Source organism: Bradyrhizobium sp. WSM2254 (assembly GCF_000472645.1).
GTDB lineage: Bacteria > Pseudomonadota > Alphaproteobacteria > Rhizobiales > Xanthobacteraceae > Bradyrhizobium > Bradyrhizobium niftali.
The window spans coordinates 37,591-48,795 of record NZ_AXAB01000060.1; the positions used below are offsets into that span (position 1 = coordinate 37,591).

At 66.4% G+C, this 11,205-nt stretch carries 10 protein-coding genes; 6 read left to right on the plus strand and 4 right to left on the minus strand.

Annotated elements, in window-relative coordinates; all coding sequences use genetic code 11:
- Nucleotides 1-68: 68 nt before the first annotated feature.
- Nucleotides 69-785 (minus strand): L,D-transpeptidase, encoded by a 717-nt coding sequence (locus A3M7_RS0134215; protein WP_027547950.1) that lies wholly within the window; start codon nt 783-785, stop codon nt 69-71.
- A 273-nt stretch (nt 786-1,058) separates the two neighbouring features.
- Between A3M7_RS0134215 and A3M7_RS0134220 the strand changes: the two genes are divergently transcribed.
- From A3M7_RS0134220 to A3M7_RS0134230, 3 genes are all read left to right on the plus strand, one after another.
- Complete coding sequence (locus A3M7_RS0134220) at nt 1,059-2,111, plus strand: glycosyltransferase family 1 protein (RefSeq protein WP_027547951.1); 1,053 nt, start codon at nt 1,059-1,061, stop codon at nt 2,109-2,111.
- 33 nt (nt 2,112-2,144) lie between these two features.
- On the plus strand, nt 2,145-2,834 hold the full coding sequence (locus A3M7_RS0134225) for a methyltransferase domain-containing protein (protein ID WP_027547952.1): 690 nt from the start codon (nt 2,145-2,147) through the stop codon (nt 2,832-2,834).
- 262 nt (nt 2,835-3,096) lie between these two features.
- Complete coding sequence (locus tag A3M7_RS0134230) at nt 3,097-3,756, plus strand: hypothetical protein (protein ID WP_027547953.1); 660 nt, start codon at nt 3,097-3,099, stop codon at nt 3,754-3,756.
- A gap of 197 nt (nt 3,757-3,953) precedes the next feature.
- Here the strand turns inward: A3M7_RS0134230 and A3M7_RS0134235 are convergent, their stop codons facing one another.
- Nucleotides 3,954-5,618, minus strand: a complete 1,665-nt coding sequence (locus A3M7_RS0134235) for an aminotransferase class III-fold pyridoxal phosphate-dependent enzyme (protein ID WP_027547954.1) — start codon at nt 5,616-5,618, stop codon at nt 3,954-3,956.
- Nucleotides 5,619-5,653: 35 nt separating this feature from the next.
- Between A3M7_RS0134235 and asd the strand changes: the two genes are divergently transcribed.
- Nucleotides 5,654-6,517 (plus strand): archaetidylserine decarboxylase, encoded by an 864-nt coding sequence (asd, locus tag A3M7_RS0134240; RefSeq protein ID WP_027547955.1) that lies wholly within the window; start codon nt 5,654-5,656, stop codon nt 6,515-6,517.
- A 66-nt stretch (nt 6,518-6,583) separates the two neighbouring features.
- Nucleotides 6,584-7,147, plus strand: coding sequence for an NUDIX hydrolase (locus A3M7_RS0134245; protein ID WP_027547956.1), 564 nt, complete (start codon nt 6,584-6,586; stop codon nt 7,145-7,147).
- A gap of 208 nt (nt 7,148-7,355) precedes the next feature.
- Here A3M7_RS0134245 and A3M7_RS0134250 read toward each other — a convergent pair whose 3' ends face one another.
- Both A3M7_RS0134250 and A3M7_RS0134255 read right to left on the minus strand, forming a co-directional pair.
- On the minus strand, nt 7,356-8,783 hold the full coding sequence (locus A3M7_RS0134250; RefSeq protein WP_049823866.1) for a FecR domain-containing protein: 1,428 nt from the start codon (nt 8,781-8,783) through the stop codon (nt 7,356-7,358).
- Nucleotides 8,784-9,195: 412 nt separating this feature from the next.
- Nucleotides 9,196-9,966: a DUF2147 domain-containing protein gene (locus tag A3M7_RS0134255; RefSeq protein WP_027547958.1), complete on the minus strand. Its 771-nt coding sequence runs from the start codon at nt 9,964-9,966 to the stop codon at nt 9,196-9,198.
- A 199-nt stretch (nt 9,967-10,165) separates the two neighbouring features.
- Here A3M7_RS0134255 and A3M7_RS0134260 point away from each other — a divergent pair, with 199 nt between their 5' ends.
- Nucleotides 10,166-11,053 carry a DUF2147 domain-containing protein gene (locus tag A3M7_RS0134260; RefSeq protein WP_027547959.1) on the plus strand — a complete coding sequence of 296 codons (888 nt, stop codon included), beginning with the start codon at nt 10,166-10,168 and terminating at the stop codon, nt 11,051-11,053.
- The last annotated feature ends 152 nt before the right edge of the window (nt 11,054-11,205 follow it).

Sequence of the window (11,205 nt, forward strand, 5' to 3'; positions counted from 1 at the left end):
ATGTCGAGGGCCAACGAAAACGGCCCCGGTGGGTTCCGGGGCCGTTTGCGTCACAATGTCCTGTCGCTTTAGCGCGTCGCGGCGCCGAGGTCCGCGCGCCGCTCCGTCATCGGCAGCACGATCACCTTGGTGCCGACGTTGACGCGGGAGTAGAGGTCGGTGACGTCGTCATTGGTCATGCGGATGCAGCCGGAGGAGACGTGCTTGCCGATGGTCTCGGGGGCGTTGGTGCCGTGGATGCGGTAGATGGTGCCGCCGAGATACATGGCGCGGGCCCCAAGCGGGTTGCCGGGGCCGCCGGCCATGTGGCGCGGCAGATAGGGCTGGCGGGCGATCATCTCCGGCGGCGGGGTCCAATCCGGCCACTCGGCCTTCTTGGTCACCGACTGGATGCCGGACCAGGTGAAGCCGTCGCGGCCGACGCCGATGCCGTAGCGAACGGCCTGGCCGTTGCCGAGCACGTAATAGAGATAGGTGTTGGGCGTATCGATGATGATGGTGCCCGGCGCTTCGCGCGTCGCGTAGGAGACGGTCTGGCGGCGGAAGCGGGCCGGCATCTCGACCGCGTCCTGGTCCTCGGAGGGAGCGGCCTGGTAAGGCGTCGCCTGGTAGGGCTGATAGGGCTGGATCGGCTGCGGCGCCGCCATCGGGGGCAGCGGCTGGAAGAAGGGGAAGAGCTGCACCGGCGCGGCCTTGGCCGGACCTGCGAATGCGATCGCGGTGACAGCGACTGCGCCCAAAGCAACGGCGCGCGAATACGTCTTGAACGTGTCCAGATTGAACATGTGATCGCCCCTGTTTGCTCGGTGTTTTGTCCACCGCGGCACCATTGCGGTGCTCCGTTGCCTAGATCACTAACGGCAATAAGTTTCGGGACGTTTGCGCGGAAAACCGAAAACGGTTTCATCGCGGCAAGGATTGTTTCATGACAGTTTCGTGGCCGCGCGCGCTCGTTAACGAACAAAACAGCGGGCCGACACTTCTGTGACGTCACACGCCTGAAATATCCGTGGTTGATGGTCCTAAGCCGAGAATCATCAAACTCTCGGGATTTTCCCATGCGGGTATTAATCGCGACTGACGCCTGGCATCCGCAGGTCAACGGTGTGGTCCGGACGCTGACCTCGCTGGCGGGTGCCGCCAAGGCCCTCGACGTCGAGATCGACTTCCTCACGCCGGACGGCTTCCCGTCGTGGCCGCTGCCGACCTATCCGGGCCTGCGCATTGCGCTGCCGAGCGCTAAGGAGATCGCGCGGCGGATCGAGAAGGCCGCGCCCGAAGCGCTGCACATCGCGACCGAGGGCCCGATCGGCTGGGCCGCGCGGGCCTATTGCCGCCGCAACCGGCTCGCCTTCACCACCTCCTATACGACGCGCTTTCCGGAATATGTCTCGGTGCGGACCGGCATCCCCGCGAGCGTCGGCTATGCCGTGCTGCGCCACTTCCACGATGCCGCGGCCATGACCATGGTGGCGACGCCGTCGCTGCGGCAGGAGCTGTCCGAGCGCGGCTTCAAGCGGCTCGGCTTCTGGACGCGCGGCGTCAACACCGAGCTGTTCCACCCCGACGCTCCGGCCAAGCTTGATCTGCCGCGCCCGATCTTCATGACGATGGGCCGCGTGGCGGTGGAGAAGAACCTCGACGCGTTCCTCTCGCTCGATCTGCCCGGCACCAAGGTCGTCGTCGGCGACGGCCCGCAGAGGGCGGCGCTCGAGAAGAAATATCCGGATGCCGTCTTCCTCGGTGAGAAGAAGGGCGCGGATCTCACCGCGCATCTCGCCGCTGCCGATGTCTTCGTATTTCCCAGCCTGACCGATACGTTCGGTGTGGTGCAGCTGGAGGCGCTCGCCTGCGGCACGCCGGTTGCGGCGTTTCCGGTGACGGGTCCGAAGGACGTCATCGCCGGTCACCCGATCGGCGCGATCGACCACGATCTGCGCACCGGGTGCCTGCGCGCACTCACCATGTCGCGCGAGACCTGCCGCAACTTCGCGCTGGAGCGCTCCTGGGAGAACAGCGCGCGCCAGTTCGTCGGCAACCTCACCTCACTTCAGCCCAGCCGTGCCTTGCGCGCCTCGCCGGTGATGGCGCGGCGGCCGGTGCGCGGTTGATCCTAACTTTGACCCACAGCGAGAACCTCACCGATGGCTAAGATCATGAACCTTGACGGCACCCAGCAGCTTGACCTCACCCGCGGCACGGTCGAGCAGGCCTACGATCGCTGGGCGCCCGTCTACGATCTCGTGTTCGGCGGCGTATTCGCCAAGGGCCGGCAGGCGGCGATCGCGGCCACCAACAAGATCGGCGGCCGCGTGCTCGAGGTCGGCGTCGGCACCGGCATCTCGCTGCCGCTCTACGCGCCGCATCTGCGCATCTTCGGCACCGACATCTCGGAAGCGATGCTCGACAAGGCGCGCCAGCGCGTCACCGAGGGTAAGCTGAAGAACGTCGAGGGCCTCGCGGTGATGGACGCCGAGAAGCTCGAATTCCCCGACAATTCCTTCGATGTCGTGATGGCGCAATATGTCGTCACCGCCGTGCCGAATCCGGAGAAGGCGCTCGACGAATTCGCCCGCGTGCTGCGCCCCGGCGGTGAGCTGATCATCCTCACCCGCGTCAGCGCCGATGCCGGCATGCGCCGTTTCATCGAGCAGAAGCTGCAGCCGGTGGTGCGGCCGCTCGGCTTCCGCACCGCTGAGTTCGCCTGGTCGCGCTACGCCAAGTGGCTTGCCGGCGCTCCCGGCATCGAGCTCGCCGAGCGCCGCCTGATTCCGCCGCTCGGCCATTTCTCGCTGGTGCGCTTCCGCAAGGTCGACGTCGCCAAGGCAGCGTAACGGCCTCTCCTCATGGTGAGGAGGCGCGCAAGCGCCGTCTCCCGGACGATGCTTCGCATCGCTCGGAGAACCATGAAGGCCCGGCTGATGCAGCTCGGCCTTCATCCTTCGAGACGCGCGTTCCGCGCTCCTCAGGATGAGGGGAGAGAGTAACCCGTGCGTCATCGCGCCGCTGCACATCGTCACATGACAAAATGATGATGTCACACGGCGTACATCGAATCCCTGTAATCCCGTACCCGAAAGCATTTTGGGGGAGAGCATGATCAAGAATTATCTCGAGCAGCTGCGGATCCAGCGCTGGGACGACCATCGCTACTATCACCACAGCCGCATCAATCAGAGCCTGCACTTCATCAGCGCGCTGAGCTTCCTCTTCGCCTATGTCTGGCTGTTCATCGATCCCGTGATCTCGGCGCTGGTCGGCTGGCTGGTCTCGATGACCTCGCGCCAGGCCGGTCACTTCTTCTTCGAGCCGCACACTTACGACCACGTCAACCAGGCGACGCACGAGTACAAGGAAGAGATCAAGGTCGGCTACAACCTTCAGCGCAAGGTGGTTCTGATGGCGATCTGGGCGGCCTCGCCGCTGGTGCTGCTTGCCGATCCCACGCTGTTCGGCCTGTTCACGCCCTGGGCGAGCGCGACTGATTTCATGCGGCAGGTCGCCAAGATCTGGCTCGTGGTCGGCGGCGGCGGTCTTCTGTTCCGCACCGTGCACCTGTTCTTCATCCGCGACGTCGAGACCGGCCTCGTCTGGATGACCAAGATCCTGACCGACCCCTTCCACGATCTGATGCTCTATCGCAGCGCGCCGCTCGCCCTGATGCGCGGCGAGCTGATGGACCCCGGCCTGCACCTCAACCCCGAGCACACGCTGGGCCTGATCTCCGAGCCCACGCTCGAAGAGCAGCACGCCTGAGCGCGCTGCGTACACACAACACTCCGATGTCTGATGGTTGCGTCATGCCCGGCCTCGTGCCGGGCATCCACGTCTTGGGGGCTATGCATGTCGTCATTCCGGGGCGATGCGCAGCATCGAACCCGGAATATCGAGATTCCGGGTTCGGTCCTGCGGACCGCCCCGGAATGACTGTGCTTATGATCGAAGAGCCGGCCTCAGCGCCCGAAGCGCTTGGCCAGCATCTCTTTCAAGATCTGCCGCTTGATCTGCTTGTTGGTGAGCGCGCCGTCGTGCCACCAGAAGCCGTCGGCCTTCATCTTTTCGGCGGCGCGGACGAAGCGTTCGGCGACTTCGGTGAAATCGGCCTCGGTGTAGTTGAGGCTGAAGATCAACCGTCCGGTGCCGACCCAGCTCAGCGCCAGGCCTTCGGCGCGCAGGTAATATTGCAGCATCCAGTTGTAGCGGGACGGCGTGGTGTATTTCACCGTCCAGATCGACGAGAAGTTTGCGAACCGCACCGGCAGGTCGGCCTCCGTCATCATCTGGTTGAGCTTTTGGGCGCGGCCGTTCCAGGTGTCGTCCAGCCCGTCATAGATGGCGCGGAAGTTCGGGCTGGCGAGCCGGCTCAAGAACTCGTCCATCGCCGTCATGACGTACGGATGGGAGTTGAAGGTGCCGCGGGCGAAGCAGATGTCGGCGGGACGATCGTCGCGGAAGCGGCGCATCAGCTCGCGCTTGCCGCACACCACGCCGACCGGCAGGCCGCCGGCGAGGCTCTTGCCGTAGGTCACCATGTCGGCGCGCACGCCAAAGTATTCCTGGGCGCCGCCGGCGGCGAGACGGAAGCCGACGAAGACCTCGTCGAAGATCAGCGCGATGCCGCGCTCGGTGCAGACCTCGCGCAGCTTCTTGAGCCATTCGGTATACGCCGCGCGGTCAAAGTTGCCGCCGCGGGAGGAATCGACCAGCGAGGAATCGCCGGGCGCGTTGCCGTTCGGATGCAGACCCTGGAGCGGATTGACCAGCACGCAGGCGATGTCCTTGCGCGTGCGCAGGACATGCAGCGTCTTCTCCGACATCTCGGCGAGGGTGTAGGTCTCGTGCGCGGGAATCGGATTGCCGACGCCGGGCTGCACGTCGCCCCACCAGCCGTGATAGGCGCCGGCGAAGCGGACGAGATGCGTGCGCTTGGTGTGGTAGCGCGCGAGCCGCACCGCCTGCATCACGGCTTCGGTGCCGGACATGTGGAAGGAGACCTCGTCGAGGCCGGAAATCTGGCACAGCCGGGTCACGTTATCGAGGATGACGGGGTGATAGGGGCCGAGCACCGGTCCAAGCGCATGCGCCCGCTTCTCGGATCCCTCGATGCACTCCTTGTAGAAGTCGTTGCCGAAGATGTTGACGCCGTAGGACCCCGTGAGGTCGTAGGAGGTGTTGCCGTCGACATCGGTGACGGTGACGCCGCGCGAGGATTCCATGAAGGTCGAGGTGCCCAGATGCTCGCGGACGAGGCGCGAGAACTGGAACGGCACGCGGTAGGTCTCGGTGAAGTGCAGGTCGGAGATCTTTTCCGCCGCTTCCTTCGTCATCGCGCGCCCCTTGGGGTAGCGCTCGGCGTAGAGGCTTGCGAGGCGGAAGAAGCCGTCCTTGCGCCGGGCGGCGATGTTCGCCGGCGCGCCGTCGCAGGCAAAGTAGTCGTCGTCCCCGAACTCGTAGAACGGGAGCAGCCGGGCCACCCGGCGCGACATCTTGGAGTGCCCGGCGAGCGAGCGGTGCTTGGCGCGGGAGAGTTCGATCCGCGCCTTGAGCTTCGGGAAGGCAGCGGCAGCGGACGCTGCGGCGGCCACGGACATCGAGAGAATCGGGAGTGTCGTTTCCATGACAACAAGCGCTAATACTGCGAGCTGACAGATTCATGACAGTCAAAGCCCTCATCGCCTCTTTCACCCAGCAGGAAGACCTCAACTTCCTGTTGACCAACCGCATCCCCCGCGCGGCCCTGACCCGCTTCATGGGCTGGTTCTCCAAGATCGAGAATCCGCTTGTGCGGGACGCCTCGATCGCGCTGTGGAAGCTGTTCTCCGACCTCGACCTGTCGGAGGCGCGGAAGACCCATTTCAAGAGTCTGCACGACTGCTTCACCCGGGAGCTGAAGCCTGGCCTGCGTCCGTTCGATCCGGACCCTTCCATTGTCGCCAGCCCCTCGGACGGCATCGTCGGCGCGCATGGCCGGATCGCGGATACCGAGCTGTTCCAGGTCAAGGGCGCGCCCTATTCGCTGCTCGACCTGCTCGGCGATTCCGCCCTGGTGGACCAGCACCGCAACGGCTCCTTCGTCACGCTGCGGCTGACCTCGAGCATGTATCACCGCTTCCATGCGCCCTACGACGCACACATCGAGCGCGTGACGCTGATCCATGGCGACGTCTGGAACGTCAACCCGATCGCGCTGAAGCGGGTCGAGCGTCTCTTCTGTAAGAACGAGCGCGCGGTGATCCGGACGCATCTGTCGACCGGCGAGGCCGTGACGCTGGTGCCGGTCGCGGCGATCCTGGTCGCGAGCATCCGCCTGCATTTCCTCGACATGGTGCTGAACGCGCAGACGAGGGGCCCGGTCAACTTCCCCTGCGACGTCAACGTGAGCAAGGGCGAGGAGCTCGGCTGGTTCGAGCACGGCTCGACCATCATCATCCTCACGCCCGGCGATTTCAAATTCTGCGACGGCATCGCCGAGGGTACCCGCATCCGCGCCGGTCAAGCGCTGCTGAGAAAAAACTAGTCTTCATTCCGCCGTCTCGGCCGCCTATATCGTCCGCGGGACGGTTTGATACGACGGGACTTTTCGATGGCGCGGGCGCCGGTGATGGCGGCGGGAGGTATTGTGCTGCGGCGCGGCGCGCCGCCGCTGATTGCAGTCGTGCGCCAGCGCAAGCGCAACGAATGGGTTTTGCCGAAGGGCAAGCTCGACGACGGCGAGACGCCGAAGGAGGCCGCGCACCGCGAGGTGCTGGAAGAGACCGGTCACGAGGTCGCCATCCACGAATTCCTGGGAACGCTCGTCTACCAGTCGGGCGGCCGCTTCAAGGTCGTGCATTTCTGGCGCATGGAGGCCTGGGGCGGTCCGGTCCGCAAGCTGATGAACGACATCAAGGCGGTCGACTGGCTGACGTTGGAGGATGCAATCGCGCGGCTGTCGCGCGAATACGAGCGCGCCTTCCTGATGCAGATCGGCCCGCTCGCGATCGCCGCCGCCGGCCTTGCATCTCCGCCCGCACCCGAGCCGCCGCCGGCGACCGACGGCGTCGATGCAGCCTTGCAGACGCTGACGCCCGCCGAAGCAGCGTCAGTCGACGAACTGCGCCACGGTCTGTTGCAAAAGGTGAAGGCCTGGCTGCGCGGCGAGGCGTGAGTTGTCATCACGCCCTGCTTGTGGGTGAGGACGTATCCGCGAATTAGCCTGTTGGATCGCGCGAGCTCTATCCAGGTCGTCATTGCGAGCGCAGCGAAGCAATCCAGAATCTTTCCGCGGAGAGACTCTGGATTGCTTCGCTGCGCTCGCAATGACGGAGGAGGCTGATCGTGCTCGACGTCGATCCTCATGGTGAGGGGCGGCGCTGTCACCGCCGCTCTTTCTTCTCCTTCGGAGCGGGCGCCGGCTTGCGCGGTGCTGCGGGGGGGTGTGCGGCGGGGAGGCGCTGCTGGAATCCGCCCTGGCGCTGGATGCCGCCTGGCCGCTGGACTACGGGCGGCTGGCCCGGCTGCAATCCGGTGCGCGGCGTTTGCGGCTGCGGTGTCGTGCCCGGCTGCGGCGGCACGGCTGCTCCGGGCTGCACGGGAGTCTGGCCGGCGCGCGGCGGCAGGGTTTGCGGCGTGCCTGGTCCGGTGCGCGATGCGCCGGCCGGCCGGCCCGCACCCTGCTGCTGACCGTGTTGCTGCTGGCCCGCACGCGGCGTACCCGGCTGGACCGCGCCGCCTTGTCCTTGTTGTCCCTGGCCCTGCCGCTGCGGCGGCTGTGCGCCTTGCCGGTTTGGCGTGCCCGGCGGCTGCTGACCCGGACGGTTGTTCTGGCCGGGCTGACCGTTGGGCCGCTGCGGCTGTTGGCCGGGCGCCGTCGTCGGCCGCAATTGTTGCTGCTGCGGCGCCTGCGCCGGCCGCGGAATGCGGCTGATCGCGGTCGGATTGGCGCGGCGGAAGTCGCGCTGCTCGGTGACGATCTGGCGGCCCGTGGTCTGTGCCAGATGCACCTGGCTGACGAAGCCACGGTCGCGTGCAATCTGCTGCGGGGCAATGGTGATCGGCACGGCTGCAAAGCGCATGCCGCCGGCGCCGCCCGTGCCGGGGCGAATCGCAAAGCCGCTCGCGCCTTGCGTCAGCGCGCCGAGCCGCGTGCCGCTGCTGCGGTCGTTGACCTCGATGTGCCCGACCCGGCCGTCGGCGTCGGGATAGAGCTTGATGTTGACGTTGCTCGCGCGGCTCGCGGCCGCGCCCTCGGGCACGTCGACGACGCCGGTTGTGCCGCGGATGCCCAGCGTCGCGGTCGGCGTCGCGATCTTCATGTCGCCGGTCTTCGCCACCGCCGCCGCAACGAAGGCAACCGTGCCCTTGCCGATGTCGAAGATCGCCGAGTTCTGCTTGCCGCCGTCCTCATAGACGTAATTGTCGATGGTGATTTTGGCGCTGGCGGAGAGGTTGAACGTGGTCGCGTCGTTGAAGGTGATTCCGAGCGAGGAGTTCGACGAGGTCTGCACGACGTCGTTGAGATAGATGTCGTCGCGCACGCGCAGCGGATAGGAATTCTTGTCGCGGATCACGGTCGCTATCCCCGTCACGGTCGCGACGTTGCCGATCGGCTCGACGGCGGCGGATTGTGCGTCGGTGGCCGGTGTCGGCGAGGCTGTGGGCGCCGGGGAGGGAGCGGGCGCCGGCTGTGCCTGCGGCTGCGCCTGTGCGAGTTCGATTGCGTCGGATGCGAACGCCCCGCTCGCGCCGGCCAGCGGCAAGGCCAGCAGCGGAATCGCAAACACGAAGCGGCGCCAAGCCACCAATGAAGTCACGAAGAGGTCCCGGTGAGAAACGCGAGGTGAGAGCGGCTGATTTCAGCCGGGGCTAGCTGAATGGCCGATGAACATCTGTTGCATGGACGTGGCGAACATTCAAACGGTGTTCTCTCCCCTCACGGTGAGGAGCGCGCCCTTGCGCGCGTCTCGAACCATAGAGGCCTGGCTGCCGGTCCGGGCCTCGCCCTTCGAGACGCCTGCTGCGCAGGCTCCTCAGGGTGAGGGGATAAAGTGTGCCCGCCGCGCGGCACTAATGACGTGGATGCCCGGGCCTTCGCCTCGCCGAAGCGGCTTCGGCCGCGCAGGCAGGACAAGCCCGGGCATGACGAACGGTGGTGCTTGGAGCGCGAGATCCCGGGTTCGATGCTTCGCATCGCCCCGGGATGACGCGCTCCGCGCGTCAGCCCACGCGCTTCCAGGTCTGGCCGCCGCAGAACATGCCGCCGAAGGCGCAGCCCTGCACGCGCATCGCATTCGGGCCCTTCATCGCGATCGTCGAGTCGTAGTTGCGGCCGGAGTCGGGATCGTGGATGCGGCCGCTCCACTTCGAGCCTTCGGGCTTCATGTTGATCAGGATCCGCTCATTGGTCTTCTGCGCGTAGCCACAGAGATTGGCGCCGCACTGCTCGACGCGGACGTTGCCCTTGTTCTCTTCGGTCGCCCAGATTCCGATCGGCGTGTTGGCGACCTGCGCCGGCGCAGCGGCCACCGGAGCCGGAGCGGGCGCGGGAGCAGCAACGAGAGCCGCAGCGGGTGCGGGCTGCACCGTGTTGTCGAAGCCGACGGACGGAGCGGCGGCAACCGTCGTGGCGGGCGCTGCGGGAGCGGCAACCGCAGGCGCGGCCGGCGCGGTCGCCTGGACCGGCGCCTGCTGCACGGGCTGCTGCTGCACCGGAGTCGGCGCGGGCTGCGCGGTGGTGGCCGGAGCCGGCGTGGTGTCGACGTCATCGTCCTTGGAGCCAAGGCCCTTGAGGTTGATGTTGTTCAGCTTGATCGGCTTGTCCGACAGGCCCGGCGCGACGATGGTCACGCAGTCGAGCGAGGCGCAGTTGCGCGGCGTCTCGATGCGGATGTGCTGGCCCTCGATCTGGAACGAGATCGAATTGCCGGCATGAGCGGCTGCGGTCGACGCGAGGAACAGTGCGGTGGCGGCGATGGTGAGCTTGTTCATGACAACCTCCGAAAAATGCGTGGTCCCGATATGGACTGAAGTCGCTGGTGGACGATGCGTGGTTCGACCCTACGTCCGGCCCGTCCGGCCTTCCGTGATGGACGTCACAATGACTCCCGCGCGCTTGGGTGAGGCAGCGCACATTCAGCCGCGGTCCATCCCGCGTAACGTCGTCGCGACAGAAGAGGGGGAGGCGCCGATGACGCGGCTTGCGACTTCGCTTGGCACATTGATCGCGCTGCTGGCGATTGCGCCTTCAGCCCAGGCCGGTTCCTACGCGTTCTCGATCGGCGGCCACCGGTTCCATGTCGAGGCGCCCAGGAATTGCCGATCCGCTTCCTGCGTCTCGATTTCCTCCAATCGCAACCTTCGGCCGGCGGAGGACGTCGCCACGAAACCCGCTCCGCCTGTCCCACCGCCGGTTGTCCAGGCGCCGCAGTCGGTCTATCCGGCAACCCAGGCCCGGCAGCCACAGGCGATTGCGGTCGCGCCGCTACCTGCGCCGCCCGTCGTCGCCGCGACGACGTCGCAGCCCGTTGTGCTGCCGCCGGCGCCAAGATCCGAGGCACCAAGGAGCGAGGCCCTGAGCCCCAATCCGCCACGGGTCGAGCCGTCGCGCGTGGAGCCGCCGAGGGCGATCGCGCTCGATCCGCCGCGCATGGAGCCGCCGGTCGTCGCGCCGAAGCAAGAGATCAAGCCGACCACGACGATCGCACAGCGCAGTGACGACGAGTCGCCCGGCATGCCGCTCGGGCAGTGGGAAAGCGACGGCGCCAAGGGCACGGTCCGCATCGAACGCTGCGGCTCCGCGCTGTGCGGCTATGCGCTGACCGAGGCGTCGAGCAGGGGCGAGAGCGTGCTCGTCAACATGAAGCAGAAATCGCACGACGTCTGGACCGGCAGCATCTACAGCCGCTCCACCGGCAACACCTATTATGCGAGGATGACGTTGAAGAGCGCCGGCAGGCTCTACGTCGAGGCCTGCGCGCTCGGCCACTTCTGGTGCTCGGGCAACGATTGGACGCGCGTTGAGGAGCCGCAGGAGCAGGTGGTTACGACATCGCGGCAGTGGAGCGCGCGGTCGTAGCTCTTCGCGATACGCACGCGCTTCTTCGCTCTCCCCTTGTGGGCCTGTTGCGTTATTGGCTTTTGAGGCTGAAGACGTCACGAGAGAAGGCCTTAGTCGCGGCAATTGCCTGCCAATATCTGTAGTTGTCGCCCTCGGAGGGCGGCTCACGC

Bases quoted from the DNA above. Each gene is read 5' to 3' on its own strand.
- A3M7_RS0134215 (WP_027547950.1), bottom strand. From the start codon at position 785: ATGTTCAATCTGGACACGTTCAAGACGTATTCGCGCGCCGTTGCTTTG.
- A3M7_RS0134220 (WP_027547951.1), top strand. From the start codon at position 1,059: ATGCGGGTATTAATCGCGACTGACGCCTGGCATCCGCAGGTCAACGGT.
- A3M7_RS0134225 (WP_027547952.1), top strand. From the start codon at position 2,145: ATGGCTAAGATCATGAACCTTGACGGCACCCAGCAGCTTGACCTCACC.
- A3M7_RS0134230 (WP_027547953.1), top strand. From the start codon at position 3,097: ATGATCAAGAATTATCTCGAGCAGCTGCGGATCCAGCGCTGGGACGAC.
- A3M7_RS0134235 (WP_027547954.1), bottom strand. From the start codon at position 5,618: ATGGAAACGACACTCCCGATTCTCTCGATGTCCGTGGCCGCCGCAGCG.
- asd (WP_027547955.1), top strand. From the start codon at position 5,654: ATGACAGTCAAAGCCCTCATCGCCTCTTTCACCCAGCAGGAAGACCTC.
- A3M7_RS0134245 (WP_027547956.1), top strand. From the start codon at position 6,584: ATGGCGCGGGCGCCGGTGATGGCGGCGGGAGGTATTGTGCTGCGGCGC.
- A3M7_RS0134255 (WP_027547958.1), bottom strand. From the start codon at position 9,966: ATGAACAAGCTCACCATCGCCGCCACCGCACTGTTCCTCGCGTCGACC.
- A3M7_RS0134260 (WP_027547959.1), top strand. From the start codon at position 10,166: ATGACGCGGCTTGCGACTTCGCTTGGCACATTGATCGCGCTGCTGGCG.